This is a genomic window from Pseudomonas sp. GM50 (assembly GCF_000282375.1).
Taxonomy (GTDB): domain Bacteria; phylum Pseudomonadota; class Gammaproteobacteria; order Pseudomonadales; family Pseudomonadaceae; genus Aquipseudomonas.
In genome coordinates this window covers 70866-96406 of sequence record NZ_AKJK01000100.1, presented here as the reverse complement: position 1 = coordinate 96406, position 25541 = coordinate 70866, and the positions used below count along the sequence as shown (strand labels likewise).

The window sequence follows — 25541 nt, the reverse complement described above, 5'->3', positions numbered from 1 at the left end:
TCATGATGATGCGCACCAAATTGAATCAAAAGACTACTCTTGTTACATGAAGAAAAAGTCAGGATTTACTCTTGGCCAATTAACTACTACAATTTTTCATACCTGTGCAGAACTGGCAGGTGAGTCATTATCACCGAGTCGCTTCAAGGCTCTTGGCTTATAGCTTTGTTTGCGGTTGGTATCAGCCAAACACACTATTGGAGTAAAGATATTGTCCAGACTCGCTGAATTCCGTGCAGCCGAAAAGGCCCTTCAAGAACAGCTCAAGCAGTTGGAATCGCTGAAAAACGATGCCGGGCTCAAAAAAGAAATCGAATTCGAAGAAAAGCTCCAGGGGCTGATGAAAACCTACGGCAAGAGCTTGCGCGACATCATCGCCATCCTCGATCCGAACCCGGCGAAATCCGGCCTGCAGCAGGCAACAGCGCCTAAAACCCGCCGCGCTCGCGTGGTCAAGGTCTATCAGAACCCGCACACCGGTGAACTGATTGAAACCAAGGGTGGCAACCATCGCGGCCTGAAAGCCTGGAAGGAACAATACGGTGCCGCCACCGTTGATTCCTGGCTGCGTGGCTAAGCACTCGCGGTCATGAAAAAGCCCTGCCAATGCAGGGCTTTTTCATGGATGGCGTCTAAATGCAACGATAGTCGCCGATAAACTCGTTACATGCTGATCAACTTTATGCTTAATCCCTTTGGCTATCTAAAAAATGCCGAACACGCAGAAACCTACTGATACGCAAACCTTAAACTAAAGTTTCAAGCTGTTTCGAGCAGCCGCTATGTCGTCCTGACTTGCCTTATAAACCTCTGCCTGCCCCGCATAGGAAAGAACATAGGCCTTATCGGCGTCTACCGCAGCGACCAATGTTTGAGACAGCACATGTCGACCGTTCTGCGTAATCGTGCAGGTAGTTTCCAGCGCCGATAGCCGGCTCAAGGTAGTCGGGTGAATCTTAGTGCAAACGCTCTGATACCCACCCTGAAAAAAGTCCTTTTGCACCGACTTGCGCATTTCCAGCAACACGCCTTCCAGATTCACCTGGTGACCACTTTCTACCTGAGTCATGGTCAACTCCATCACCATCACCGGTGTACCGTCCTGGTCGTTTTTTACCGCGCGCTGCCGGGAAACCTGTGGGTTGGCCTCATCTTGCGAAACGACCTCGACGGCCCATCCGTTTGGCCAGGTCACGACCGGAGCCTCTGCATGAGCAGTGGTAACACCTGAAAGCAGACACATCAGGACGAACATCGATTGACAGAATCGGGTCATTGCAATGAACACTCACGAATAGAGCCGTAAAGTCTGAGCCTCACCCGTCTGTCAGGCAAGCCTGCGGTTTTGGTTTGGCGATGCCAGAGCCCTTGCGTATCATTGTGACCATTCTTGGATTTTCCGGAGGGCCCCATGAGCCTGCACGAACTCAATACATTTCCCGGTGTGACCGCCCAACCCGACACCTCCACCCAGAAGTTCGTCTTCAACCACACCATGCTGCGGGTCAAGGACATCACCAAGTCCCTGGATTTCTACACCCGCGTCCTGGGCTTCTCGCTGGTGGAGAAACGCGATTTTCCGGAAGCCGAGTTCAGCCTGTATTTCCTGGCGCTGGTCGATAAAAACCAGATCCCGGCCGATGCCGCGGCTCGTACCGAGTGGATGAAATCGATCCCCGGCATTCTCGAACTGACTCACAACCACGGCACCGAGAACGACGCGGATTTCGCCTATCACAATGGCAACACCGACCCACGCGGCTTCGGTCATATCTGCATTTCGGTGCCGGACATTCGTGCCGCGTGCGAGCGCTTCGAAGCGCTGGGCTGCGATTTCCAGAAACGCCTGAACGACGGTCGCATGAAGAGCCTGGCCTTCATCAAGGACCCGGATGGTTACTGGGTCGAGATCATTCAGCCGGCACCGCTGTAAGCACCACCACAGATCCCCTGTGGGAGCGGGCTTGCTCGCGAAAGCGGTGTGTCATTCACCAGTGATGCTGGCTGGCAGGCCGCCTTCGCGAGCAAGCCCGCTCCCACAATTGGGAATGTGTGAGACACAAAAAACCCCATGATCACTCATGGGGTTTTGTGTTTTCAGCGTCAGCGCTTATGCAGGCGCCGAGGTACGGATCAAGTGATCGAATGCGCTCAGGGAAGCCTTGGCGCCCTCGCCCACCGCAATCACGATCTGCTTGTACGGCACGGTGGTCACGTCACCGGCCGCGAACACGCCGGGCATCGACGTTTCACCGCGGGCATCGACGATGATCTCGCCACGTGGTGACAACTCGATGGTGCCTTTGAGCCAATCGGTGTTAGGCAACAGACCGATTTGCACGAAGATCCCTTCCAGCTCGACAGTGCGCAACTCGTCCGACTGACGATCCTTGTAGCGCAGGCCGTTGACCTTTTGGCCATCGCCGGTCACTTCAGTGGTTTGCGCACTGGTGATCACGGTGACGTTCGGCAGGCTGTGCAACTTGCGCTGCAACACCGCATCGGCGCGCAGTTGTACGTCGAACTCCAGTAGGGTCACGTGAGATACGATACCAGCCAGGTCGATGGCCGCTTCGACGCCGGAGTTACCGCCACCGATCACCGCCACACGCTTGCCTTTGAACAGCGGACCGTCACAGTGCGGGCAGTACGCCACGCCCTTGTTGCGGTATTGCTGCTCACCGGGTACGTTCATTTCACGCCACCGGGCACCGGTCGCCAAAATCACGGTCTTGGCTTTCAAGGAGGCGCCGCTGGCGAAATGGATTTCGTGCAGTTCGCCATTTTTGCCCGGCACCAGCTTGTCGGCGCGTTGCAGGTTCATAATGTCCACGTCGTACTGCTTGACGTGTTCTTCCAGCGCCACAGCCAGTTTCGGCCCTTCGGTTTCCTGCACGGAGATGAAATTCTCGATGGCCATGGTGTCGAGCACCTGACCACCAAAACGCTCCGCCGCCACACCGGTGCGAATGCCTTTACGAGCAGCGTAGATCGCCGCCGAAGCACCGGCTGGGCCACCGCCGACAACCAATACATCAAAGGCAGCTTTGGCGCTGATTTTCTCGGCCTGGCGCTCGATGCCACTGGTGTCGATCTTGGCGAGGATCTCTTCGAGGCCCATGCGGCCCTGGCCGAAGTTGACGCCGTTCAGGTAAATACTTGGGACGGCCATGATCTGGCGCTCGTCAACTTCAGCCTGAAACAGCGCGCCATCGATGGCGACGTGGCGGATGTTCGGGTTCAGTACAGCCATCAGGTTCAATGCCTGGACCACGTCCGGGCAGTTCTGGCAGGACAGCGAGAAGTAAGTCTCGAAGTTGAACTCGCCTTTGAGCGAGCGTATCTGTTCGATCACTTCAACGCTGGCCTTTGATGGGTGGCCGCCGACTTGCAACAGGGCCAACACCAAGGACGTGAATTCGTGGCCCATCGGGATGCCGGCGAAACGCAGGCTGATGTCGGCCCCCGGGCGGTTGATCGAGAACGATGGTTTGCGTGCGTCGTCACCGTTGTCGAGCAAAGTAATCTGGGTAGAAAGACTGGCAACGTCTTTGAGTAATGCGAGCATTTCCTGGGATTTCGCACCGTCATCGAGGGATGCAACGATCTCGATCGGCTGGGTGACCCGTTCCAGGTACGATTTCAACTGGGCTTTAAGATTGGCGTCCAACATACGGGCGATTTCCTTTATTCGTGTCGAAAAAAAACGCCCGAGCGAATCTCGCCCGGGCGTTTTTGAGGGCGGTGCAGCTTACTTAGGAGGTGCGGAGTTCCGCCCTGGTGAAGCGCGTCACAGACTTAGATCTTGCCGACCAGGTCCAGGGACGGAGCCAGAGTGGCCTCGCCTTCTTTCCACTTGGCTGGGCAAACCTGGCCCGGGTGAGCAGCAACGTACTGAGCAGCCTTGATTTTGCGCAGCAGCTCGGAAGCGTCACGACCAACACCGCCGTCGTTCAGTTCAACGATTTTGACCTGGCCTTCAGGGTTGATCACGAAGGTGCCACGGTCAGCCAGGCCAGCTTCTTCGATCAGCACGTCGAAGTTGCGGGAGATAGCGTGAGTCGGGTCGCCGATCATGGTGTACTGGATTTTGCCGATGGCTGGCGAAGTGTTGTGCCAGGCAGCGTGGGCAAAGTGGGTATCGGTGGAAACGCTGTAGATCTCGACGCCCAGCTTCTGGAACTCGGCGTAGTTGTCAGCCAGGTCTTCCAGTTCGGTCGGGCAGACGAAGGTGAAGTCAGCTGGGTAGAAGAACACGACAGACCACTTGCCTTTCAGGTCAGCGTCCGACACTTTTACGAAGTCGCCATTTTTAAAGGCGTCAGCTTTGAACGGTTTAACTTGGCTGTTGATGATAGGCATCGATGACTCTCCGTCAGGGGGTTAAGAAGTTGATGGGTGATCCTACCCAGTCGATCGCCGGCTGGCTCATTGGCAAACCTGATGCTGCTGATTGGTTTTCGCTATTAGTCGACAGTATTAATAGAAGAAAACGTGATCTACAGCGCCAACGGCTGTTCAGCGATGCGGGTCATCCCGAGAAACGGGCTGGCTTCAACATAGCGCATGGCGGACTTCATATCCTTCCAGCCCACGTAACTCATCAACGACTTCAAATCCCAACCGCTCTGATGGGCCCAAGTGGCAAAGCCACGACGCAAGGAGTGACTGGTGTAGTGCTCGGCCGCAATACCGGCCCGCTCCAGCGCCTGACGCAACAACGGGATCACGCTATTGGCGTGCAAGCCCTCCTCGCTCAAATGTCCCCAGCGGTCGATACCCCGAAACACCGGCCCGCGGACCAAGGCCGCTTCAGTGATCCATTGGATGTAAGCCTGAACCGGACACAAGCGCTGCAAGGCTGGCGTCTGGTACGTCTGACCGAGGTTCTCGCGGTCGCTCTTGCTGCGAGGCAGGTAGAGGGTGATGCCTGAGCCAGCGCTGGCACGCACATGTTCAATCTGCACCCGGCACAACTCATCGCTCCGGAAACCGCGCCAAAAGCCCAGCAGGATCAGCGCTGTGTCACGCCGGGCCCGCAGCAATCCCGGTTGATCGCCCTGCGCCTTGGCGGTTTGCGCTTCCTGCTCCAGCCAGGCCACCACTTGCTCCAGATGCTGAAGTTGCAACGGCTCGGCCTGTTTTTCCTGCGCCGGGTGCAGCGCGCGAATACCCTTGAACACTTTGCGCACCACGGGCGCCTTGGTGGGATCGGCGAAACCCTGACTGTTGTGCCACTGCGCCAGCGCGGACAAACGTAACTTCAAGGTATTGATCGACAGTACGCCCGCATGAGCCACGAGATAGCGCGCCACACTGTCACTGGTCGCCGGCAGGAACCCACCCCAATTGACTTCGAAGTGCTCGATGGCTGCCCGATAGCTGCGACGGGTGTTGTCGCGGGTGGCGGCTTGCAGGTAGCGATCCAGATCGGTCATGGGCTCAGTTCTCGAAAACGTACCGCTGTAGCGGGTGAAACCTGGATTACAGCGCATCACACGGGGTAATACCAGTATATCCCGCATGATAAATATCAAGATTTTAACTTTATTAGTGCCGTGGTACATTGCGCATATTAGTGGTACGTACCACAGTATCAAATCGTAGGAGAACACATGGCACGTGGCGGCGTAAACAAGGCACTGGTGCAGGCGGCACGCTTGGCAATCCTCGCCCGGGGCGAACACCCGAGCATCGACGCGGTGCGGATCGAGATGGGCAATACCGGTTCAAAAACCACGATCCATCGTTATATGAAGGAGCTCGACGACGGCGCCGAGCCCGAGCAAGCGCCTTCCGAGCCTATAGACGATGAGCTGACAAGCCTGGTGTCGCGCCTGGCGCAACGCCTGAAAGAACAGGCGCAAGAACCCATCGACCATGCACGCGCACAGTTCGAGCAACAACGAAAAGAGCTGGAAACCCAGTTGCACGAGGCCCGCGAGGCCAATATCGAACTGCACCAGCAATACGAAATTCAAAGCCTGGCGCTCACCCAGGAGTCGGCAGAACTGCAAGACACCCGCTCCATGCTGCAGACCGAGCAAACCCGCAACGCCGGACTGAATCAGGCGCTGGCAGATTTCGAATTACGCTTGCAGGACAAGGACGAGCAGATCCGCTCGCTGGAAGAAAAGCACCTGCACGCCCGTGAGGCGCTGGAACACTACCGCAACGCCGTCAAAGACCAGCGCGAGCAGGAACAGCGTCGTCACGAAGGTCAGGTGCAGCAGCTTCAGATGGAATTGCGTCAGGCGCAGCAGAGCGCACTGATTCGTCAGGATGAAATCACCCAGCTGCATCGTGACAACGAGCGCTTACTGACGGAAAACCGTGGAACACTGCGAGAGTTGAGCCTGTCGCAAGAGCAGCTCAAGCACACCAACAGCCGACAGGATCAGCTGCTGGAACAGGTCAACCGGATCGACAGCGAGCGCACCCTCCTCCAGGAACGCTTGCGCATTGCCCTGCTGGAAAGTCAGTCACTCAAGCAGAACATCGACGAGCAGTCGCATATCAACAAAGCGTTGGAAGTTGAACTGATCAAGTTGCAGGCAAGCCTGGATGAAAGCGTGCGCCTGGCGGCTGTCGTTGCGACAGCGCCAGACGCATCAGCCTCGCGCAAGGACGATTAACTCGCGACTGGCGTGCGCATGGTGACGAACTCTTCGGCGGCCGTCGGGTGCACGCCGATGGTTTCGTCGAAATCACGTTTGGTCGCGCCCGCCTTCAGCGCAATCGCCAGCCCCTGAACGATCTCGCCAGCCTCTGGACCGACCATGTGGCAGCCCAGGACCTTGTCGGTCTTGGCGTCCACCACCAGCTTCATCAAGGTCCGTTCCTGGCATTCGGTCAGGGTCAGCTTCATCGGCCGGAAACGGCTTTCGAAGATCACCACATCGTGCCCGGCCTCTAGCGCTTCTTCCTCGGTCAGGCCGACAGTGCCGATGTTCGGCAAGCTGAACACGGCGGTCGGGATCATCTTGTAATCCACCGGGCGATATTGCTCAGGCTTGAACAAACGCCGCGCCACGGCCATGCCTTCGGCCAACGCAACCGGCGTGAGCTGTACCCGACCGATCACATCGCCAAGGGCCAGGATCGACGATTCAGCGGTTTGATACTGCTCATCGACCTCGACAAAACCTTTCTTGTCGAGTTTGACGCCGGTGTTTTCCAGCCCCAGATTGTCGAGCATCGGACGCCGACCGGTAGCGTAGAACACGCAGTCCGCCTCCAGTACACGACCATCCTTGAGAGTGGCTTTCAGGCTGCCATCGGCTTGCTTTTCGATGCGCTCGATATCGGCATTGAATTGCAGGTCCATGCCGCGCTTGGTCAGCTCTTCCTGCAAATGTTTGCGCACCGCACTGTCGAAGCCACGCAGGAACAGATCACCGCGATACAGTAGCGTGGTCTCGGCACCCAGCCCGTGAAAAATCCCGGCAAACTCCACCGCAATGTAACCACCGCCGACCACCAGAACGCGCTTTGGCAGCTCTTTAAGGAAGAATGCCTGATTGGAACTGATCGCGTGCTCGTGCCCCGGAATCTCAGGAATCTGCGGCCAGCCACCGGTAGCGATCAGAATGTTCTTGGCCGTGTAGCGTTTGCCATCGAACTCGACGGTATGCGGATCGACGATTTTCGCGTGGCCTTCATGCAAGGTCACGCCGCTGTTGACCAGCAGATTGCGATAGATGCCGTTCAGGCGATTAATCTCGCGATCCTTGTTGGCAATCAGCGTCGCCCAGTCGAACTTCGCCTCACCCGGGGTCCAGCCGAAGCCTTGCGACTGCTCGAAGTCTTCGGCGAAGTGCGCGCCATAGACCAGCAATTTTTTCGGCACGCAGCCGACGTTCACACACGTACCGCCCAGATAACGGCTCTCGGCCACGGCGACTTTCGCACCAAAACCGGCCGCAAACCGCGCAGCCCGCACACCGCCGGAACCGGCACCAATCACATATAGGTCAAAATCGTAGGCCATTTCTATCTCCTCGGCAGGCCACCAGCATACCTGCGGGCGGCCTTTGGGCAAGCTTTGCAAACTATGTGGGGCCGGAAAATGAAAAAGCCACCCGAAGGTGGCTTTTCAATACAAGCAGCTCAGGCGCTATCAGTAAGCCTTGCCAGTCTTGTAGAAGTTCTCGAAGCAGAAGTTGGTCGCGTCGATGTAGCCTTCGGCGCCACCGCAGTCGAAACGCTTGCCTTTGAACTTGTAGGCCATGACGCAGCCGTTTTGTGCCTGCTTCATCAGGGCGTCGGTGATCTGGATTTCGCCGCCCTTGCCTGGCTCGGTTTGTTCGATCAGGTCGAAGATGTCCGGGGTCAGGATGTAGCGACCGATGATCGCCAGGTTCGACGGCGCATCTTCAGGCTTTGGTTTTTCAACCATGCTGTGAACGCGGTAGATGTCGTCGCGGATCATCTCACCGGCAATCACACCGTACTTGTGAGTTTCTTGCGGGTCGACTTCCTGAATGGCAACGATCGAGCAGCGGAACTGCTTGTACAGCTTGACCATCTGGGTCAGTACGCCGTCGCCTTCCAGGTTTACGCACAAGTCATCCGCCAGCACCACGGCGAACGGTTCGTCGCCGATCAGCGGACGACCCGTCAGAATCGCGTGGCCCAGGCCTTTCATTTCGGTCTGGCGAGTGTAGGAGAAGGAGCACTCGTCGAGCAGCTTGCGGATGCCGACCAGGTATTTCTCTTTGTCGGTGCCCTTGATCTGGTTTTCCAGCTCGTAGCTGATGTCGAAGTGGTCTTCCAGAGCACGCTTGCCGCGACCGGTGACGATGGAGATTTCGGTCAACCCGGCGTCCAGTGCTTCTTCGACGCCGTACTGGATCAGTGGCTTGTTTACCACCGGCAGCATTTCTTTGGGCATGGCTTTAGTCGCTGGCAGGAAGCGAGTACCGTAACCGGCTGCTGGGAACAAGCATTTCTTGATCATATAAGTCCTTGAAAGGGCTGTGTGTTCGAGTTTCGGCGCAGTCTAATCAGGCGGCGGGCACCTTACAATGCCCTGCACTGGCTAACCGATGCCATCATAGAGAAATATTCTGATGGATAGTTCCGCAGATACATTGCACAACCTCTTATAGATAGCAGAGATCGACAGATCTGCATGACCATCAGCCGAAAGGCAATCTGCCCCACCCTACACCCATCGGCACCTGTTGAGGGCATTTGGCGCTATCATTGTGCGATTGAACCAGCCAACGAGGCAGATAGATGTCGGCAGCAAAAAGCGTTAACGGGTACCTGATCAATCAGGCGAAAGACGGCCAGTGGTGGGTAGACAGCGTCGGCGGCGAGAATATTGCCGGGCCGTTCCCTACGGAAGCGTTGGCGATCGAAGTGGCATCGGTGTTGCAAGATCAACCCGCAGCCCCCAAGCGGCGTGGCAAGGACAAGCCTTGAGCTGAGCCTGACATGACGCAGCCCTGCCTTTGCGCAGGGCTTTTTTGTGATTGCCTGCAAAGAAATGGCCATTGGCTATAACCTTTCGATGCCGCCGCGGTCACAGCTTTTAGCCACCATCACTGACGACCATCACGACATGAATAAATTTTTGCCACTGATCGCAGTCCTGGCCCTGAGCGGGTGTGCCACGTCTGAGACGACTTACCTGAAAAATGGCGAGCAAGGCCTGAGCATCGATTGCTCCGGGGAAGCCAACGCCTGGGCCAGTTGCTACGAAAAAGCCGATGCCTCGTGCGCCGGCACCGGCTATCGAATTGTCGGTACCGACGGCACACCTTCGACCAAGGAAAGCGACAAGACCCTGGGGGCCGACGTCGGGAACTACAAAAACCGCAGCGTGGTGGTGGTCTGCAAGTAACTCTCCCCATGTCGAGAAACTTGAGCTACACAAATCTTGTAGGAGCGAGCGGTGCGGCGATCCGACTTGCCCGCGAAGAATGCACCGCGTTTTTTCAGGTATTACGCGTCATCGTTCTTCGCGGGCAAGCCTCGCTCCTACAGGTTTCTCGCTGCCCCTACATATGGATTTCGGCGAATTTGATCCCGAGCCCGCGCACGGTCTCGATTAAATCGTCGAGGCGACTGAAGGACTCGACTTCATCGTTGTCATCCACCAGGAAAAAACTGCGCCCGGCGCTTTTCTTGAAAAACACGATCCACTCCCCCGGATTCGCCGGGTTCTGAATCACGTGGGTGGCACAGATATGACCCTCTGCGTGGCGCTCCCGCACCTGCTCTCGCTTCATGCTTGACTCCAGAAATGACAATGCCGTCAAAGCGCGACTTTGACGGCATCGATGCTGACTGGGGGTAGTTTATCAGCCGGAAATGCACGCGGTGGCGGCATTGCGCACATCCCATGGGCGCAATGGCACATTGGAGATGCGTTCATGCAGCTTGATGCTGCTGCCGCCGGAGCGATCTTCGATGTCAAACACCGCTGCCGGCCCCGACGAGAACTTCTGCGGCACGATAACCCGCACACCGTCCTTCTGCGGCTCGACTTGCAGGGCTCCACGGCTATCGGCCAGTTTCTCGACCAGGCACTGCGCGTACTCATGGGGTTTCTTGCCTGAAATCACGCTCATAGTAGGCAGCGACTCATTGATGTCCGAGACAGTCGCACATCCACCCACTGCCAATGCAAACGGCACGACCAGAACACCCCACTTCATACAAAACCTCCGATAAAGACCCTCCGACAGCACAAATACTGTTTTTCTCCGAGGCTCATTGCTTTTATCGCTCATAGAATTCCGAATAACTGTTTTTAATTGTCAAAGCGGACCCCGACAGCCGGATAATAACCTGTTCGGGCTGATAAACTGCGCCAATCGCCCATGCTATCGTTTTGATTTTGTAGAAAAAGCCCTTCTGGAGGCGCCTCATGAAATTTATCCACCAGCGCGAGCACCTCAACGAAGACGACATCGTCGTCATCCAGTGCTCCCAAATGTGCAACATCCGCTTGATGAATGACGCTAACTTCCGCAGCTTCAAGAATGGCGGCCGTCATACTTACCACGGCGGCGCATTCGACACCTTCCCGGCCCGCATCACTGCGCCAAGCACCGGTTTCTGGAACATCACCATCGACACGGTCAATCGCCGGCCGATCAGCGTGACCCGCAAACCGACCCTGACCCACTCGATCAAAATCATCCGCCGCTCCAGCTCGAAACTGAGCTGAGCCCACACCAAAACAGGCAGGTATGACCGTGGCCCAGACGACCAAGTACGTCATCAAATACAAACTCAACGGCGAGCGCCGCTTCGAATTCGCCCAGCTGGAAAACGGCACCGAAGAAGAAGCCAAGGCTGCACTGGACGTTATTCATGGCCAGACTGAAGATGTCATCAGCGAGATCAGCGTGAGCAAAGCGCTGTAAAGCGATCTGGAGCGACAACATGGACGTCTGCTCCCCTTTCGAATTCGACCGCAAGCGCCGGAGTGTCCACTCCCGCAACGCTCACTAAACTGGCCGCCTCGACCTTTTGGTCAAGGAGGCAGAACCCTTGTTTACCGACCCTATTCACCACGATGCCCTCGACTGGGGCGCGCTTGCGCAGCAACTCGATCAGGACGGCTGCGCAGTCATCAGATCGTTTTTAAGCCATGAGACTTGCGATGAAGTAAGCGCCCTGTACGACCGGCCCGAACCCTTTCGCTCGAAAGTGGTGATGGCTCGCCATGGTTTTGGCCGTGGTGAGTACAAGTACTTCAAGTACCCGCTGCCGGATCCGGTGGCCCGGTTGCGTAGCGCGCTCTACCCTCGACTGGTTCCGATCGCCAATCGCTGGTACGAATGCATGGACCTGCCGACCCGTTTCCCCGAATCACACGAAGCATTTTTGCAACGCTGTCATGCCGCCGGTCAGGAACGCCCGACACCTTTGTTGCTGCAATATGGGCCTCAGGACTACAACTGTCTGCATCAGGATCTGTACGGCGAACACGTCTTCCCGCTGCAAGTAGCGATTCTTCTGTCAGAACCGAACGAGGATTTCACCGGCGGTGAATTTGTGCTGACTGAACAACGTCCACGGATGCAGTCGCGCCCGCAAGTCATCGATCTGAAGAAAGGCGACGCGTTGATTTTTGCCGTGAATCAGCGCCCGGTAAAAGGCGTTCGCGGCTATTACCGAGTGACCATGCGTCACGGGGTGAGTCGCCTGCACAGTGGAAAACGGCATACCCTTGGAATCATCTTTCACGATGCGCTATGACCCCATGAGCCCGATCACCTTCGATCTGTTTGCCGACGCCGAACCCGAGCAACAACCCAGGCGCGAGCAAATCGGCGAACAATCCTACGTTCTCAGAGGCTTCGCCCTGCCTTGGCTCGAGCGGTTGCTACCGGCCCTGGAGTCGGTTCTGGCGGCCGCGCCCTTTCGGCAGATGGTCACGCCCGGCGGCTTTACCATGTCGGTTGCACTGAGCAGTTGCGGCACCTGGGGCTGGACCACCGACCGCAGCGGCTACCAATACACCCGCAATGATCCGCAGACTGGCGACCCTTGGCCGGAAATGCCTAAGGTGTTTTTCGAGTTGGCGCAAGCGGCGGCGCGAGAGGCAGGGTTTATCGATTTCGTACCGGATTCCTGCCTGATCAACCGCTATATTCCCGGTGCCAGGATGTCGTTGCATCAGGACAAAAACGAAGATTCCTACGCGGCGCCCATTGTGTCGGTGTCCTTGGGGTTGCCGGCGACGTTCCTGTTCGGTGGCTTCGAACGCAGTGCCAAAAGTCAGCGGGTGCCGCTGTTGCATGGCGATATCGTGGTGTGGGGCGGCGTGGATCGTTTGCGTTATCACGGCATATTACCGATCAAGGAGGGTTATCACCCTCAGTTGGGCGAACAACGGATCAACTTCACCTTTCGTACCGCGGGATGAAACCGTTGAATTCAACCGCAAGACCCGGAGTGTGGCGCCTCTGTCGGCTGGTTAATCTGCATGAAACGGGTCAACGGAGATGAAGCCATGACAACTCAATCGACAAAAATCGCCACCGAGAACGATCCTCGCTGGGCCGCCGTGGTCGCGCGCGATCCCCGCGCCGACGGGCAGTTTGTGTATGCGGTGAAAACCACCGGCATCTACTGCCGCCCCAGCAGCCTGGCACGTTTGCCGAAGCCGCAGAATGTCGAATTCTTCGACACCGCCGAGCAAGCCCAGGCAGCGGGTTATCGTCCCAGCAAACGGGCCGCGAAGGATCAAAGCGACGTCGCCGCACAACACGCCACGACCGTGGCCGCCGCATGCCGTCACATTGAATCCGCCGAGACGCTACCGGCGTTGAATGAACTGGCGGACGCTGCCGGCCTGAGCAGTTTCCACTTCCATCGCGTGTTCAAGGCCATCACCGGCCTGACGCCCAAGGGTTACGCCACTGCCCATCGCTCACGCAAGGTTCGCGAACGCCTGGCGGACGGCGGCACGGTCACCGACGCGCTGTATGACGCCGGATTCAACTCCAACAGCCGTTTCTATGAGGCCGCCGATCAACTGCTGGGCATGAAACCTGGCGATTACCGCGCGGCCGGGCAGAACAACGACATTCGTTTTGCCGTCGGCCAGTGCTCTCTGGGAGCGATTCTGGTGGCGCAAAGTGAGCGCGGCGTCTGCGCGATTCTGCTGGGGGACGATCCGCATCAATTGGTCTGTGATCTGCAGGACAAGTTTCGGCGCGCCAACCTGATTGGTGCCGATCATGAGTTCGAGCAGTTGATCGCTAAAGTGGTGGGCTTTATCGAAGCCCCGGCGCTTGGCCTGGACTTGCCGCTGGACGTACGCGGCACGGCGTTCCAGGAGCGGGTGTGGCAAGCCCTGCGGGAGATTCCCGCTGGCAGCACCGCCAGTTATGCCGATATCGCTCAGCGCATCGGCGCGCCCAAAGCCGTACGCGCCGTGGCTCAGGCCTGCGGCGCGAACAGCCTGGCGGTGGCGATCCCTTGCCATCGCGTGGTGCGCAGCGACGGCAACCTGTCGGGCTATCGCTGGGGCGTGGAGCGCAAGCGTCAGTTGCTGGAACGCGAAAACGCGGCTGAGTCCTGAATGCCGATGTAGACCGCCACGGACTCCGGACCGGTGTAGACCTCGAAGTCCGTGGCGAACTTGCGGCGAACTTGCGGGTTATCCTCGAAGTAAGCCCAGATCAGGCCCCACGTCTGAATGACGCTGTCGGGCATCGGCCCTTTGGCACTGAACACCAGGTAATCGCCGCCCTCAATCTGAATCTGCGCAAAGTCCTCGGAGGGCGCAGTGACCGCAGCACCCGCGGTTACATCGAAGTGGCCCGATGCGTCGGACTCGTAGTTGGAATAGACGCCGTACATAAAGGAATCCGGCTGTTTGTGGGCGATCTTGTCGAAAACGTCCTCAACGAAAAATTGTTCCCACATAGGGCCGATACGCGCGGTATCTGGCTGCTGTTCTGCGGCATTAAGGGTTCGCACCTGCAATCCCGAGACGCTAAAGGGCAGCACTTCACGCAGCTTTACATCCATTGTCGCTAGTTCCTTGTTTCTACAGTTTGTCTGTTTGATTGGCGCCGAGACGATCAATGATCAACGATTGACGTCGACCACCACCCGACCGCGCAATTGGCCGGCGAGCAAGCGCGGCGCCGCGTCGATGGCTTCACTCAAGCCGATTTCGTGACTGATCAGCGGCAGCAAGGCGAAGTCCAGATCCTTGGCCAGGCGATTCCAGGCCAGTATCCGCCTGGCTTTGGGTTGGGTCACGCTGTTGATGCCGGCCAGGGTCACACCGCGCAAAATGAACGGCGCGACGGAGGCTGGAAAGTCCATGCCTTGTGCCAGACCGCAGGCAGCGACAGTGCCGTTGGCCCGAGTGCTTGCGCAAGCATTGGCCAGCGTGTGGCTGCCGACCGAATCGATCACTGCAGCCCAACGTTCCTTGGCCAATGGTTTGCCCGGCTCCGACAACGTGGCGCGATCGATGATTTCACTGGCACCCAATTGCTTGAGGTAGTCGTGCTCGGCGGTGCGGCCGGTGGACGCCACCACGCGATAGCCGAGTTTGCTCAGCAGCGCGATGGCGAAACTACCTACGCCACCATTGGCGCCCGTCACCAGCACTTCGCCTTGATCGGGGGTCACGCCGTTGTGCTCCAGCGCCAGGATGCTCAGCATCGCCGTGTAACCGGCCGTGCCGATGGCCATCGCTTGCGCGGCGGTGAATGCTTTGGGCAACGGGATCAGCCAGTCGCCATTCAGGCGAGCTTTCTGCGCCAATCCGCCCCAATGTCCTTCGCCCACACCCCAGCCATTGAGCAGGATTTGATCACCGACCTTGTAGTCCGGATGACCGCTGACTTCGACAGTGCCCGCCAGATCGATCCCCGGCACCATCGGGAATTTGCGCACCACCGGGCTGCTACCGGTGATCGCCAGGCCATCCTTGAAGTTCAGCGTGCTGTACGCCACGCGCACCGTCACATCGCCTTCAGGCAATTGATCGTCACTGATCTCTTGCAAGGTGGCCCGGTAACCGTTGTCGTCCTTGTCGATCAAAATGCCTTTGAACATCACTGCCTCCCGATGGAATCACTCAGTTGTCGTGCTGTTGAAATAGCACATGAAAGCACATCGCCGTAGCCGACTTTAAGCCAATCCTCAAACTCGACTGGCCTTGGGTCAGTCATTGCTGATACAAATTCGCTTCTACCGACGTCGGAGAACACTGCACATGAGTCAATGGCCAGACACCCGCATTCTTGACCTGCTCGGGATCGAACTGCCGATCATCCAGGGCCCCTTGGCCGGCGCGACGACGTCGGCCATGGTGATTGCGGTGAGCAACGCTGGCGGCCTGGGCTCGATGCCCGCCGCGATGCTGAGCATCGAGCAGTTGCGCGAGGAGCTGAAAACGATTCGCCAACAGACCCAGCGCCCGTTCAGCGTGAATTTCTTCTGCCATCAACCTCCGGCACCCGATGAGCAACGCGCTCGGGACTGGAAAAATCTGCTGGAACCGTATTACCGGGAACTGGGGGTCGATTTCGACGCGCCGACGCCGGTGTGCAATCGCGCTCCGTTCGATAATACGGCCTGCGAAGTGATCGAAGAGTTTCGTCCTGCAGTGGTGAGTTTTCACTTTGGCCTGCCGGAAAAGTCTCTGTTGGATCGGGTAAAAGCCACCGGGGCGAAAATCCTCTCCTCGGCGACTACGGTCGAAGAAGCCGTCTGGCTGGAACAACATGGCTGCGACGCGATCATCGCCATGGGTTACGAGGCCGGCGGCCACCGGGGGATGTTCCTCAGTGATGACCTGAGCAGCCAAGTGGGGACCTTTGCCCTGGTGCCACAAATTGTCGATGCGGTGAATGTGCCGGTGATTGCGGCGGGCGGGATTGGCGATGCGCGGGGTGTCGCGGCGGCGTTTCTGCTGGGCGCTTCGGCGGTCCAGGTGGGTACGGCTTATTTGTTCACGCCGGAGGCCAAGGTCAGCGCTTCTCACCAAAAGGCGTTGCGAACGGCCAAGGAAAGCGAAACGGCGGTTACCAATATTTTCACCGGCCGCCCGGCACGCGGGATTCTCAATCGGGTGATGCGTGAACTGGGGCCGATGAGCGCCAAGGCGCCGGCGTTTCCCCTGGCGGGCGGTGCGTTGATGCCGCTGCGGGCCAAGGGGGAAGCGGATTTCAGCAGCCTTTGGGCCGGTCAGGCGTTCACGTTGGGGGTTGAAATGACTTCGGCAGAGCTGACCCGGCGGTTGGCGGATGAGGCGTTGGCCAAATTGACTCACTAGGCACAAAACCTGTGGGAGCGGGCTTCCTGTGGCGAGGGGGCTAGCCCCCGTTCGAGTGCGTAGCACTCGCAAAATCTACGATAACTTCTAGATTCTGAGGCTGCTTCGCAACCCAACGGGGGTAAGCCCCCTCGCCACAGGAAGCGCCCTCACCACAAATCCGGTGCCAAACCTGCTCTCTGCATCCAACAAGTTCCGTTTACAGGCAATTCGCTATATATTCCGATATATAGCGTTTCATCTCGCCTACCACGGAGCCGTTCCATGACCATTCGTGCCTCACGTTTTGCCCCCGCGTGCCTGTTCATCGTGTTCGCTTTCGGGTCCGCCCAGGCGGATGAAGTCCAGGTCGCCGTTGCTGCCAACTTCACCGCGCCAATCCAGGCCATTGCGGCCGATTTCGAGAAAGACACCGGGCACAAACTGGTCACCTCCTTTGGTGCAACCGGCCAGTTCTACACCCAGATCAAAAACGGTGCGCCGTTCGAAGTGTTCCTCTCGGCAGACGATACCACCCCGAAAAAACTCGAAACCGAAGGCGACACGGTCAAAGGCTCGCGCTTCACCTACGCCATCGGCACCTTGGCGCTGTGGTCGGCCAAGGAAGGTTACGTCGACGCCAAGGGCAAAGTTCTGAGCGACAATCAGTATCAGCATCTGTCCATCGCCAACCCGAAAGCTGCCCCGTATGGCTTGGCCGCCACTCAGGTGCTGGCCAGGCAAGGCCTGACCGACAAGGTCAAAGACAAGATCGTTGAAGGCCAGAACATCACCCAGGCCTACCAATTCGTGTCCACCGGCAATGCCGAACTCGGTTTTGTGGCCTTGTCGCAGATCTACAAAGACGGCAAAGTCACCAGCGGTTCGGCCTGGATCGTTCCGGCCGATCTGCATGATCCGATCAAACAAGACGCGGTGATCCTCAATAAGGGCAAGGACAACCCGGCCGCCCAGGCACTGGTTGACTACCTCAAAGGTCCGAAAGCCGCCGCTGTCATCAAATCCTACGGTTACCAACTCTAAATGACGCTATCGAGTGCCGATTATTCCGCGATCTGGCTGACCCTGAAACTGGCGTCCCTGACCACGGCCATCCTGCTGATCATTGGCACTCCGATTGCGTTATGGCTGTCGCGCACCCGCTCCTGGCTGCGCGGCCCGATCGGGGCGATCGTCGCCCTGCCCCTGGTGCTGCCGCCCACGGTGATCGGCTTTTACTTGTTGCTCGCGCTCGGTCCTAACGGGTGGGTCGGCCACTTCACCCAATCGCTGGGGCTCGGCACCCTCACCTTCAGTTTTGCGGGGTTGGTGATCGGCTCGGTGCTGTACTCGATGCCGTTCGTGGTCCAGCCGCTGCAAAATGCTTTTTCTGCCATTGGCACTCGCCCACTGGAAGTGGCTGCAACCTTGCGCGCCAATCCTTGGGACACGTTCTTCAGTGTCGTTCTGCCGCTTGCCCGCCCTGGTTTCATCACCGCAGCCATTCTCGGTTTCGCCCACACCGTCGGCGAGTTCGGCGTTGTACTGATGATCGGCGGCAACATTCCCGACAAGACCCGCGTGGTCTCGGTGCAGATCTACGATCACGTCGAAGCCATGGAATACGCCCAGGCTCATTGGCTGGCCGGGGCAATGCTAGTGTTCTCGTTTGCAGTATTGCTGGCGCTCTACTCCAGCCGTAAAACCAAAGCGGTCTGGAGCTGATCGATGATTCACACGCGCTTGAAACTGAACTATTCGGGATTCTCCCTGGATGTGGACCTGCAACTGCCCGGCCGCGGAGTGACGGCACTTTACGGCCATTCCGGCTCGGGCAAAACCACGTGCCTGCGCTGCATCGCCGGTCTGGAACAGGCCGAGCAGGGTTTTATTCAGGTCAACGATGAAGTCTGGGAAGACAGCGACAAGGGGATTTTCGTATCGCCGCATAAACGCGCCCTCGGTTACGTGTTCCAGGAAGCCAGCCTGTTCCCACATTTATCGGTGCGGGCCAATCTGGAGTTCGGCCTCAGGCGTATTCCCCGCCAACAGCGCCGAGTCGACATGGCGCATGCCACTGAGTTGCTGGGGATTGGCCATTTGCTGGGCCGTGATCCGCAGAACCTTTCTGGCGGTGAGCGCCAGCGGATCGGCATCGCTCGCGCCCTGCTCACCAGCCCGAAACTACTGCTGATGGACGAACCGTTGGCGGCACTCGATACCCAGCGTAAAAACGAAATCCTGCCGTATCTGCAACGGCTGCACGATGAGCTGGACATCCCCGTGCTGTACGTCAGCCATTCTCAGGATGAAGTCGCGCGGCTCGCCGACCACCTCGTTCTGCTCAGCAATGGCAAGGCTTTGGCCAGCGGCCCCATCGGCGAAACCCTGGCCCGGCTCGATCTGCCGCTGGCGCTGGGCGACGACGCCGGCGTGGTGATCGAAGGGCACGTCAGCACCTATGACGCCGACTATCAGTTGTTGACCCTGCAACTACCCAACACGGACCTGAGCATTCGAGTCGCTCATTCGCCGATGGCTGAAGGCCAGGCACTGCGCTGCAAGGTCCAGGCGCGGGATGTCAGCCTAAGCCTGCAAGGCGCCGAACAAAGCAGCATTCTCAATCGTCTGCCAGTCACGGTGATCAGCGAAATCGGTGCAGATAACGCCGCTCACGTACTGATCCGCCTGAACGCGGCCGGTACACCGCTACTGGCGCGGATCACCCGTTATTCCCGGGATCAATTGGGCGTGCACCCCGGACAGCAACTCTGGGCGCAAATCAAAGCGGTGGCGGTGCTGGCCTGAATCCGTCGGCACCCCGACGTTGGCGCGCGGTCAATGGCTTAACGCCCCATGATTCGCCGCCCAGGATGAGCCGCCATGCCAGACACTGCATTGCCCGACGGATTGCCGCCCGACCTGCATTACGTCGATGACAGCCAGCCCGGCATCACCCGCAAGCTCCTGCGCGGCAAGTTTTGCTACTTCAACTCGACGGGCCAGCGCATCACCGATCCGGATGAAATCAAACGCATCAACGCACTCGCGGTGCCGCCCGCCTACGCCGATGTATGGATTTGCCCCGACCCGCGCGGCCATCTGCAAGCCACCGGCCGCGACGCTCGTGGCCGCAAGCAATACCGTTATCACCCGCGCTGGCGGGAAGTGCGCGATGCCGACAAATACTCGCGCTTGCGGGACTTCGGCCTGGCCCTGCCGAAACTTCGCAAACAACTGGAAACACTGCTGGCCGCGCCCGGTTTCAGCCGCGACAAGGTCATGGCCACGGTGATTACCTTGCTCGATGCGACACTGATCCGGGTCGGCAACACGCAATACGCCCGGGACAATCGCTCCTACGGCCTGACGACCCTGCGCAGTCGTCACGTCGAGGTAAACGGCAGCGCAATCCTGTTCCAGTTTCGCGGCAAGAGCGGCATCGAGCACCAGATCACCGTAAAAGACCGGCGGCTGGCGCGGATCATCAAGCGTTGCCTGGAAATTCCCGGGCAAAACCTCTTTCAGTATCTGGACGAAAACGGCGAGCGGCACACCATCAGTTCCTCCGACGTCAACGCCTACTTGCAGACGCTGACCGGCGCCGATTTCACCGCCAAGGACTACCGCACCTGGGCCGGCAGCGCACTGGCATTGGCGGTGTTGCGCGAGTTGCAGTGGGAATCGGAAGCCGACGCGAAGCGGCATGTGGTGGAAATGGTCAAGAATGTCGCCCGGCAGTTGGGCAATACCCCGGCGGTTTGCCGCAAGTGCTACATCCACCCGGCCGTCGTCGATGGTTTCATGCAGGGGGCGTTGGCCGAACTGCCGCGATCGAGGGGACGTAAAAGGCTCAGGGCCGAAGAAGTCGCGCTGGCTGTGTTTCTCGAAAAGCTTATCGAAACGGCCGAAACACCGTAGGACCTCTTCGAGGCGAACAAACCGACGAACTGACCGGCGTGATTTCAAAGGGCTTCTATGCTTGATCTGAATACGAATAGCTTCGGTGACGCCATGGAAGACATTTTCGTTGTGAAACGCTGCAACAAGATCATCATTCATGGCCGCCGGGCCGGAGAGCCCGATCACCCACCACCCGATGCTGCCATCTGGTATCGCATTACCGATACCCGCACCCGTGGCTTCATCGGTGACGGCTTCGATCTTGAAGAGGACGCCGCGCGCGAATGTCGGCGGCTTAACGCGGTCAGCTCGCCGAAGCCCCAGCAAGCCTGAGCCAGTCAGTCAAGAAAAGGACATGCCAAGCGAAGAACCTGCGGCGAGAGGCTTCTGTGGCGAGGGGGCTTGCCCCCGTTGGACTGCGAGGCAGTCCTAAAACCTGCAATCCTGTTTTGCCAGGCACACCGCATGCACCGAATTGCGACTGCTTCGCAGCCGAACGGGGTGATGCGGCATTCCGACAAGCCCCCTCGCCACAGGTTTGTGTCTGGCGCCTTGACTTGACTGACCGGCAGCAAGCCTGAAGCTGACCTGTTTTATTTCCGGGTCTATACTCAAAGGAGCTGAAGGATCAGCGACCCATCGGCAGAAAGCTCGCTCCCCGCGGGCTTTTTGTTGCCCTTTACCCGATTTCTTTGAACGGAGGTGTATGTCATGTCCGAGAAAGAGTCCATCACCACCCTGCTCACCCTGCTTGACTCCCGTCAGGCGCGCCTTGCCGCCGCGTGCAAGGAAATCGCCGATTGGGTTGATAATCAAGGGGGGCATCCGACAGCCCTCAGGATTCGCGATCGTCTGAACGACATCGAGAAAGACACGCCGCAGATTCGCAGCGCGCTCTCTTCACTCAAACCTGTCGAGCCGCCGCTGCCTCGCTTCAGATGAGTCGACCACGGTACTCAAACCAGGGACAGAGCCTGAGTCAGGACGCCTGATCGGTGACATCATCGTCACCAGGCTTATCCCTGTCTGCGCTACACACCCACCCGGCCAGGTTTGCCGGGCTTTTTTGTTTAAGCCCTTTCCCATTTCACACCGCCTTCACAACTCCCCCCCTACAGTGCATCCACTCCTTTTCAAGAATGCCCATTGGCCCGCCCGCATGCGGGCCTTTTTTTGCCTGCTGTATAGAGCGAACGAACGCCCTCGCCCGCCTGTCGAACGATTACACATCACGAAGGAGATGTCCCATGGTCACTCACTTCAAAGTCGGCGGGCACCTGGCCTGCGGACACAAAGGCAGCAACCTGACCTCAAGCAGCATACTGACCCGCGTGAAATGCAGAAGCTGCCGCAACACCGATGCGTTCAAAGAAGCGCGCAAAGCCGAACGCAACGCTGCACGTCGGGCCGCGCGCAAGGCCAAAGCCACCCACACCGCCAATGACTGGCGCGCAGCCTGGACCCAACGGCTGATCGAAATGCCCGGGTTGCAAAGACTGCCACGAGGTTTTACCGGCCAGCCATTCGTGTAGCTGACACGCTTGGCCCCGCCCGGTTTATGACTCGAACGTACTCATGGTCGCCGGTGCCATGATTTCACCCAGCGACATGCGCTTGAACGCCTCGACCAGGCGCCGGCCCTCGTCGGGCGCGCAAGAGATGGCCAATCGCATGGTCGCCTCACCCAGATGCCAGATCAAAAAGGCTGCATCGGTTACTTGCTGCGCATCGCTGCCGGGAAACACCCGCAGCATCGCATCGGCCAACAAACCGCCGGCGACACGACTCTCCTCCAGCTCCAGCGCCAGAAGCTGCTTGTCCGCCTGCATGCCGGACCAGATATCCCGCATCGCAGGCGTAGCCAGGACGATCTCGTAATACTGATCGAGCAAGTCCGAATAGGCTTCGCGCAATCCTTGCGCATCCTCGACCGCAGCCAGTGCCCCTTCGATACAGCGACGACTCTCGGCGTTATAGCGCTCGGCCAGCGTGCGGATGATCGAACTCTTATCGGGAAAATATTGATACAGAGAGCCGATCGAAATCTCCGAACGTTCGGCGATTTCGCTCATCTTCACCTGATCGCTGCCCTTGGTCGCGATCAGTTGAGTCGCCACGCCCAGGATTCGCTCCTGACGCTCGCGGCTGCGTTGCTGCGTGGGGTTGCGTCGGGTCTGCTCTGAAACAGATTGTTCGAGCCCAGCGGCTGCTTTCTTTTGCACTGGCGGATTTCCCGATTAATAAACATGACAAGGACTCACCTTAGCACCGCCTACCACCGCGCCCAATAGGCAGTAGCCATACGTCGGCTTCTTCGATGTTGTCGGTTGACGGCAGAACATGAGCGTTTATCATCTTTTAAACGTGAGCATCACTCACATTAACCGATGGAGATGAACGCGATGACGACTGCCCAAGACACAATCCTGATCCTCGGCGCCACCGGCAAAACCGGGCGGCGGATCACCCAACGACTAAAAACTGCCGGACACCCCATACGCCAGGGATCGCGCGCGGCGAATCCAGCCTTCGACTGGGACGATAGAGCCACCTGGGATGCCGCGCTGGATGGAATCCACGCCGTTTACATCGCCTATCAGCCAGACCTCGCCGTCCCAGGCGCTGTCGAAACCGTTCAGGCGTTCACCGATCTGGCAGTCAAAAGCGGCGTCAGCAAACTGGTCCTGCTGTCCGGACGCGGTGAAGTCGAAGCGGAACAAGCGGAGCGTGTCATACAAAACAGCGGCGTCGACTGGACTATCCTGCGTGCCAGCTGGTTCAGCCAGAACTTCAGCGAGGCGCACTTTCTGGAGCCGATTCTTCAGGGCGAACTGGTACTGCCCGTCGGCAATATCGCAGAGCCCTTCGTCGACGTAGAAGACATCGCCGAAATCGCCGTCGAGGCGCTGACCAAACCCGGCCATTCAGGCCAGCTCTATGAACTGACAGGGCCACGAGCGCTGACATTTGCCGAAGCCGTCAATGAAATCGCCCGCGAGACCCAACGTGATATCCAGTTCATCGCCGTACCGCCGCAAGCCTATCGCCAGGCGCTGGAACAGGAGCAATTGCCCGCTCAGCTGATCGACCTGGTGCTGTATCTCTTCACAACGGTGCTCGATGGTCGCAACACCCCGATTGCCGACGGTGTACAGCGCGCACTGGGCCGGCCCGCGCGGGACTTCACCGATTATGTTCGGCGCACGGCGGCTACGGGTGTTTGGGGCGGTGAGGGTTGAATCGCAGCGGGTGGAGCCTGGCAGAAATTACGAGACAGAAACGACAAAGGCCTGCATGAATTTTCTCATGCGGGCCTTTGATAGATATGGTGGGTAAGCACCAAGGGCTTGTCTTTCAGTTGGCGTGGCAGGTGCATATACAACCCCAGCACCGGGATCGCTTTATGCAGTAGCCCCACCGATAAAGCAGACCCCTTCAATCCCTTCAGAAAATCACTTGTGCCATCGTTAGAGTCCACAACTCAATAGTGATGCACATAATAAATCCATCACACTGAATCCATAGCATATCGTTATAAGTAAATAAATAGATTAATCGCTCAGACCACTAGACGATATTAAACAGGCGTCTACTATCTTTGGGCGAACTGGGTGATTTTTCCTATACTTGACATCGGACGTAAATTCTTCATTAGCCAGGAGGCTGACCATATGTCTGTACAACCCCTCACACACCTACTCATAGATACCGATGTCGATTTCGACGACTACATGGCCATCTCGTATTTGCTAAAGCATCACGCGGTAAAGGTCGAAGGCATCACAGTGACGGGGGTGGGCGCTGTTCACTTAAGTCACGGCGTTGAAAACATCAGTAACTTCCTCACGCTGTTCGATGACCCTGAGATAGAGCGCATCTCCGTCGCCGCTGGTTTTCAGCGCCCCATGGTGTACAGCAATACCTTTCCCTTTGAAACACGCCAGGCATCGGATCAACATTACGACGCCCCGTTTCCGCGAACAAACCTGAATCCCGCGCGAACAGATGCGGTCGCTTTCTTAAGGGAAACACTGGAAAATGCCGATCATAATTTTACCGTATTAATGATAGGCGGCGGTACGACGTGGGGGCATTTGTTCCAGCAAGCTGAAACCGACGACGCATTGCAAGACTTGTTGCTCACCAAAATAGACCGCATCGTTATGATGGGGGGCAATTTGTTGCCGCAATACGCCCAGCCCGGCGCGGCCGGCAATATTATTGACGCTCTGGGTGACACCCCCTACTACACCAACAATGTTGCCGAATGGAACATCTTCCTGGATCCGCTTGCTGCTCAATATGTTTTTAATGGCGGGATCCCAGTGCAATTGGTTGCGCTAAACGCATGTAACCAGATCCCCATTACGCAGGATTTCCTGCGCCAACTCTCCCGCATTTCCAACCCGATTGCTCAATTCCTCACACAAGTGCTGCAAAGCTCGACCATCGCGCCCGGTATCGGCACCTATCTGTATTTTTGGGATCCATTGGCGGCCATCGCGGTAACCGACCCTCAGCTTATCCAATTTACCCGCTATGGCCTGCAGGTAGAACAGGAGCTAAACGAAGAACAGGATACAAGCGGGAAGTTGGTGCCGGATAACTCTGGCGCTCCGGTCGACGTTGCCCTAGGAACCGCACCCGGGTTCGTCAGGGCACTTTATCTAAACACCATTGCAGGGAACTCGGCCGAAGCCACCGCCGAAAACATGGCCAACGCAACGGCGGTAGCGGCAGATGAGTGAATACCCTCTATTCTTGGCGTGATTGACGTCATCGGCCTTTGCCGATGACGTCGCCATTCCGAGGAAGCTTGCCTATCGCAACGCAGTCAATGACTTCCAGTTCACACGCTATCCCATGAATTACAACGGAGGGGAATGCAAAC

31 protein-coding genes and 1 pseudogene are annotated in these 25541 nt (G+C 57.9%); 20 read left to right on the top strand and 12 right to left on the bottom strand.

All coding sequences use genetic code 11. From position 1 onward, the window contains the following. Positions 1-211: 211 nt before the first annotated feature. Positions 212-577, top strand: coding sequence for a histone-like nucleoid-structuring protein, MvaT/MvaU family (locus tag PMI30_RS06805; protein WP_007900052.1), 366 nt, complete (start codon positions 212-214; stop codon positions 575-577). 174 nt (positions 578-751) lie between these two features. Here PMI30_RS06805 and PMI30_RS06810 read toward each other — a convergent pair whose 3' ends face one another. Further along, positions 752-1255 carry a DUF4946 domain-containing protein gene (locus PMI30_RS06810; protein WP_443216310.1) on the bottom strand — a complete coding sequence of 168 codons (504 nt, stop codon included), beginning with the start codon at positions 1253-1255 and terminating at the stop codon, positions 752-754. Between the two features lie 156 nt (positions 1256-1411). Here PMI30_RS06810 and gloA point away from each other — a divergent pair, with 156 nt between their 5' ends. Further along, a complete protein-coding gene (gene gloA, locus PMI30_RS06815; protein WP_008012870.1) occupies positions 1412-1933 on the top strand; it encodes a lactoylglutathione lyase in 522 nt (173 codons plus the stop codon). A gap of 177 nt (positions 1934-2110) precedes the next feature. Here gloA and ahpF read toward each other — a convergent pair whose 3' ends face one another. From ahpF to PMI30_RS06830, 3 genes are all read right to left on the bottom strand, one after another. Continuing rightward, the gene (ahpF, locus tag PMI30_RS06820) at positions 2111-3673 is read right to left on the bottom strand and encodes an alkyl hydroperoxide reductase subunit F (RefSeq protein ID WP_008012869.1); all 1563 of its coding nucleotides are present in this window, start codon (positions 3671-3673) and stop codon (positions 2111-2113) included. A gap of 125 nt (positions 3674-3798) precedes the next feature. Then, complete coding sequence (gene ahpC / locus PMI30_RS06825; protein WP_007900047.1) at positions 3799-4362, bottom strand: alkyl hydroperoxide reductase subunit C; 564 nt, start codon at positions 4360-4362, stop codon at positions 3799-3801. A 137-nt stretch (positions 4363-4499) separates the two neighbouring features. Continuing rightward, positions 4500-5438 carry a site-specific integrase gene (locus tag PMI30_RS06830; RefSeq protein WP_008012866.1) on the bottom strand — a complete coding sequence of 313 codons (939 nt, stop codon included), beginning with the start codon at positions 5436-5438 and terminating at the stop codon, positions 4500-4502. Between the two features lie 177 nt (positions 5439-5615). On the opposite strand from PMI30_RS06830, the gene PMI30_RS06835 reads away from it, so the two are divergent. Next, a complete protein-coding gene (locus tag PMI30_RS06835) occupies positions 5616-6635 on the top strand; it encodes a DNA-binding protein (RefSeq protein WP_008012863.1) in 1020 nt (339 codons plus the stop codon). Here the strand turns inward: PMI30_RS06835 and gorA are convergent. Together gorA and galU are read right to left on the bottom strand one after the other, a co-directional pair. Then, entirely contained in the window at positions 6632-7990 is a 1359-nt protein-coding gene (gene gorA / locus PMI30_RS06840; protein WP_008012862.1) for a glutathione-disulfide reductase, read from the bottom strand. The genes PMI30_RS06835 and gorA overlap by 4 nt on opposite strands. A gap of 129 nt (positions 7991-8119) precedes the next feature. Next, the gene (galU, locus tag PMI30_RS06845; RefSeq protein ID WP_007900040.1) at positions 8120-8959 is read right to left on the bottom strand and encodes a UTP--glucose-1-phosphate uridylyltransferase GalU; all 840 of its coding nucleotides are present in this window, start codon (positions 8957-8959) and stop codon (positions 8120-8122) included. A gap of 281 nt (positions 8960-9240) precedes the next feature. Between galU and PMI30_RS06850 the strand changes: the two genes are divergently transcribed. Further along, on the top strand, positions 9241-9429 hold the full coding sequence (locus PMI30_RS06850) for a hypothetical protein (protein ID WP_008012859.1): 189 nt from the start codon (positions 9241-9243) through the stop codon (positions 9427-9429). Between the two features lie 139 nt (positions 9430-9568). Then, complete coding sequence (locus PMI30_RS0129850; protein WP_032835965.1) at positions 9569-9850, top strand: lipoprotein; 282 nt, start codon at positions 9569-9571, stop codon at positions 9848-9850. Between the two features lie 157 nt (positions 9851-10007). Here the strand turns inward: PMI30_RS0129850 and PMI30_RS06855 are convergent, their stop codons facing one another. Both PMI30_RS06855 and PMI30_RS06860 read right to left on the bottom strand, forming a co-directional pair. Then, positions 10008-10238, bottom strand: coding sequence for a hypothetical protein (locus PMI30_RS06855; protein ID WP_008012855.1), 231 nt, complete (start codon positions 10236-10238; stop codon positions 10008-10010). A gap of 72 nt (positions 10239-10310) precedes the next feature. After that, on the bottom strand, positions 10311-10667 hold the full coding sequence (locus PMI30_RS06860) for a hypothetical protein (RefSeq protein WP_008012853.1): 357 nt from the start codon (positions 10665-10667) through the stop codon (positions 10311-10313). 212 nt (positions 10668-10879) lie between these two features. On the opposite strand from PMI30_RS06860, the gene PMI30_RS06865 reads away from it, so the two are divergent. The 5 genes from PMI30_RS06865 (at position 10880) to ada (ending at position 14050) form a co-directional block, all read left to right on the top strand. After that, positions 10880-11182: a DUF1883 domain-containing protein gene (locus tag PMI30_RS06865; RefSeq protein WP_007900033.1), complete on the top strand. Its 303-nt coding sequence runs from the start codon at positions 10880-10882 to the stop codon at positions 11180-11182. A gap of 28 nt (positions 11183-11210) precedes the next feature. After that, complete coding sequence (locus tag PMI30_RS31555; RefSeq protein WP_162232616.1) at positions 11211-11381, top strand: hypothetical protein; 171 nt, start codon at positions 11211-11213, stop codon at positions 11379-11381. Between the two features lie 127 nt (positions 11382-11508). Then, entirely contained in the window at positions 11509-12219 is a 711-nt protein-coding gene (locus PMI30_RS06870) for a 2OG-Fe(II) oxygenase (RefSeq protein WP_008012848.1), read from the top strand. After that, the gene (gene alkB, locus PMI30_RS06875) at positions 12209-12889 is read left to right on the top strand and encodes a DNA oxidative demethylase AlkB (protein ID WP_008012845.1); all 681 of its coding nucleotides are present in this window, start codon (positions 12209-12211) and stop codon (positions 12887-12889) included. The genes PMI30_RS06870 and alkB overlap by 11 nt, the downstream gene beginning before the upstream one ends. 87 nt (positions 12890-12976) lie before the next feature. Beyond that, positions 12977-14050, top strand: a complete 1074-nt coding sequence (ada, locus tag PMI30_RS06880) for a bifunctional DNA-binding transcriptional regulator/O6-methylguanine-DNA methyltransferase Ada (protein WP_007900029.1) — start codon at positions 12977-12979, stop codon at positions 14048-14050. Here the strand turns inward: ada and PMI30_RS06885 are convergent. Both PMI30_RS06885 and acuI read right to left on the bottom strand, forming a co-directional pair. Continuing rightward, positions 14014-14502 carry a GyrI-like domain-containing protein gene (locus tag PMI30_RS06885; RefSeq protein ID WP_008012843.1) on the bottom strand — a complete coding sequence of 163 codons (489 nt, stop codon included), beginning with the start codon at positions 14500-14502 and terminating at the stop codon, positions 14014-14016. The two genes, ada and PMI30_RS06885, sit on opposite strands and share 37 nt — an antisense overlap. Before the next feature lie 60 nt (positions 14503-14562). Then, positions 14563-15546, bottom strand: coding sequence for an acrylyl-CoA reductase (NADPH) (gene acuI / locus PMI30_RS06890; RefSeq protein WP_008012842.1), 984 nt, complete (start codon positions 15544-15546; stop codon positions 14563-14565). A gap of 160 nt (positions 15547-15706) precedes the next feature. Between acuI and PMI30_RS06895 the strand changes: the two genes are divergently transcribed. From PMI30_RS06895 to PMI30_RS06930, 8 genes are all read left to right on the top strand, one after another. Then, positions 15707-16768, top strand: coding sequence for an NAD(P)H-dependent flavin oxidoreductase (locus PMI30_RS06895; protein ID WP_008012841.1), 1062 nt, complete (start codon positions 15707-15709; stop codon positions 16766-16768). Between the two features lie 264 nt (positions 16769-17032). Continuing rightward, the gene (modA, locus tag PMI30_RS06900) at positions 17033-17791 is read left to right on the top strand and encodes a molybdate ABC transporter substrate-binding protein (RefSeq protein ID WP_008012840.1); all 759 of its coding nucleotides are present in this window, start codon (positions 17033-17035) and stop codon (positions 17789-17791) included. Then, positions 17792-18472: a molybdate ABC transporter permease subunit gene (gene modB, locus PMI30_RS06905; protein WP_008012839.1), complete on the top strand. Its 681-nt coding sequence runs from the start codon at positions 17792-17794 to the stop codon at positions 18470-18472. Positions 18473-18475: 3 nt separating this feature from the next. Further along, the gene (modC, locus tag PMI30_RS06910) at positions 18476-19555 is read left to right on the top strand and encodes a molybdenum ABC transporter ATP-binding protein (RefSeq protein WP_008012838.1); all 1080 of its coding nucleotides are present in this window, start codon (positions 18476-18478) and stop codon (positions 19553-19555) included. A 75-nt stretch (positions 19556-19630) separates the two neighbouring features. After that, entirely contained in the window at positions 19631-20668 is a 1038-nt protein-coding gene (locus PMI30_RS06915) for a DNA topoisomerase IB (RefSeq protein WP_008012837.1), read from the top strand. Positions 20669-20725: 57 nt separating this feature from the next. After that, on the top strand, positions 20726-20983 hold the full coding sequence (locus tag PMI30_RS06920) for a hypothetical protein (RefSeq protein WP_008012836.1): 258 nt from the start codon (positions 20726-20728) through the stop codon (positions 20981-20983). Between the two features lie 378 nt (positions 20984-21361). Further along, positions 21362-21592 (top strand): hypothetical protein, encoded by a 231-nt coding sequence (locus tag PMI30_RS06925; protein ID WP_008012835.1) that lies wholly within the window; start codon positions 21362-21364, stop codon positions 21590-21592. 305 nt (positions 21593-21897) lie between these two features. After that, complete coding sequence (locus PMI30_RS06930; protein ID WP_008012834.1) at positions 21898-22182, top strand: hypothetical protein; 285 nt, start codon at positions 21898-21900, stop codon at positions 22180-22182. Positions 22183-22206: 24 nt separating this feature from the next. Here PMI30_RS06930 and PMI30_RS06935 read toward each other — a convergent pair whose 3' ends face one another. After that, entirely contained in the window at positions 22207-22872 is a 666-nt protein-coding gene (locus tag PMI30_RS06935; RefSeq protein WP_008012833.1) for a TetR/AcrR family transcriptional regulator, read from the bottom strand. A gap of 180 nt (positions 22873-23052) precedes the next feature. Between PMI30_RS06935 and PMI30_RS06940 the strand changes: the two genes are divergently transcribed. Next, the gene (locus tag PMI30_RS06940; protein WP_008012832.1) at positions 23053-23889 is read left to right on the top strand and encodes an NAD(P)H-binding protein; all 837 of its coding nucleotides are present in this window, start codon (positions 23053-23055) and stop codon (positions 23887-23889) included. Positions 23890-24009: 120 nt separating this feature from the next. On the opposite strand, the pseudogene PMI30_RS31795 reads toward PMI30_RS06940, so the two are convergent. After that, positions 24010-24131, bottom strand: a pseudogene (locus tag PMI30_RS31795) (inositol monophosphatase family protein); the annotation flags it as partial. Between the two features lie 190 nt (positions 24132-24321). On the opposite strand from PMI30_RS31795, the gene PMI30_RS06945 reads away from it, so the two are divergent. Further along, positions 24322-25398, top strand: a complete 1077-nt coding sequence (locus PMI30_RS06945) for a nucleoside hydrolase (protein ID WP_008012830.1) — start codon at positions 24322-24324, stop codon at positions 25396-25398. Positions 25399-25541 lie beyond the last annotated feature (143 nt).

Coding starts and splice junctions, on each gene's coding strand:
- PMI30_RS06930 (WP_008012834.1), top strand. CDS start 21,898: ATGGTCACTCACTTCAAAGTCGGCGGGCACCTGGCCTGCGGACACAAA.
- PMI30_RS06925 (WP_008012835.1), top strand. CDS start 21,362: ATGTCCGAGAAAGAGTCCATCACCACCCTGCTCACCCTGCTTGACTCC.
- gorA (WP_008012862.1), bottom strand. CDS start 7,990: ATGGCCTACGATTTTGACCTATATGTGATTGGTGCCGGTTCCGGCGGT.
- PMI30_RS06865 (WP_007900033.1), top strand. CDS start 10,880: ATGAAATTTATCCACCAGCGCGAGCACCTCAACGAAGACGACATCGTC.
- PMI30_RS06850 (WP_008012859.1), top strand. CDS start 9,241: ATGTCGGCAGCAAAAAGCGTTAACGGGTACCTGATCAATCAGGCGAAA.
- PMI30_RS06915 (WP_008012837.1), top strand. CDS start 19,631: ATGCCAGACACTGCATTGCCCGACGGATTGCCGCCCGACCTGCATTAC.
- PMI30_RS06835 (WP_008012863.1), top strand. CDS start 5,616: ATGGCACGTGGCGGCGTAAACAAGGCACTGGTGCAGGCGGCACGCTTG.
- galU (WP_007900040.1), bottom strand. CDS start 8,959: ATGATCAAGAAATGCTTGTTCCCAGCAGCCGGTTACGGTACTCGCTTC.
- PMI30_RS06830 (WP_008012866.1), bottom strand. CDS start 5,438: ATGACCGATCTGGATCGCTACCTGCAAGCCGCCACCCGCGACAACACC.
- PMI30_RS06860 (WP_008012853.1), bottom strand. CDS start 10,667: ATGAAGTGGGGTGTTCTGGTCGTGCCGTTTGCATTGGCAGTGGGTGGA.
- ahpF (WP_008012869.1), bottom strand. CDS start 3,673: ATGTTGGACGCCAATCTTAAAGCCCAGTTGAAATCGTACCTGGAACGG.
- PMI30_RS06855 (WP_008012855.1), bottom strand. CDS start 10,238: ATGAAGCGAGAGCAGGTGCGGGAGCGCCACGCAGAGGGTCATATCTGT.
- gloA (WP_008012870.1), top strand. CDS start 1,412: ATGAGCCTGCACGAACTCAATACATTTCCCGGTGTGACCGCCCAACCC.
- PMI30_RS06885 (WP_008012843.1), bottom strand. CDS start 14,502: ATGGATGTAAAGCTGCGTGAAGTGCTGCCCTTTAGCGTCTCGGGATTG.
- PMI30_RS0129850 (WP_032835965.1), top strand. CDS start 9,569: ATGAATAAATTTTTGCCACTGATCGCAGTCCTGGCCCTGAGCGGGTGT.
- modA (WP_008012840.1), top strand. CDS start 17,033: ATGACCATTCGTGCCTCACGTTTTGCCCCCGCGTGCCTGTTCATCGTG.
- ada (WP_007900029.1), top strand. CDS start 12,977: ATGACAACTCAATCGACAAAAATCGCCACCGAGAACGATCCTCGCTGG.
- modB (WP_008012839.1), top strand. CDS start 17,792: ATGACGCTATCGAGTGCCGATTATTCCGCGATCTGGCTGACCCTGAAA.
- acuI (WP_008012842.1), bottom strand. CDS start 15,546: ATGTTCAAAGGCATTTTGATCGACAAGGACGACAACGGTTACCGGGCC.
- PMI30_RS06810 (WP_443216310.1), bottom strand. CDS start 1,255: ATGTTCGTCCTGATGTGTCTGCTTTCAGGTGTTACCACTGCTCATGCA.
- ahpC (WP_007900047.1), bottom strand. CDS start 4,362: ATGCCTATCATCAACAGCCAAGTTAAACCGTTCAAAGCTGACGCCTTT.
- PMI30_RS06920 (WP_008012836.1), top strand. CDS start 20,726: ATGCTTGATCTGAATACGAATAGCTTCGGTGACGCCATGGAAGACATT.
- PMI30_RS06945 (WP_008012830.1), top strand. CDS start 24,322: ATGTCTGTACAACCCCTCACACACCTACTCATAGATACCGATGTCGAT.
- PMI30_RS06895 (WP_008012841.1), top strand. CDS start 15,707: ATGAGTCAATGGCCAGACACCCGCATTCTTGACCTGCTCGGGATCGAA.
- PMI30_RS06940 (WP_008012832.1), top strand. CDS start 23,053: ATGACGACTGCCCAAGACACAATCCTGATCCTCGGCGCCACCGGCAAA.
- modC (WP_008012838.1), top strand. CDS start 18,476: ATGATTCACACGCGCTTGAAACTGAACTATTCGGGATTCTCCCTGGAT.
- alkB (WP_008012845.1), top strand. CDS start 12,209: ATGCGCTATGACCCCATGAGCCCGATCACCTTCGATCTGTTTGCCGAC.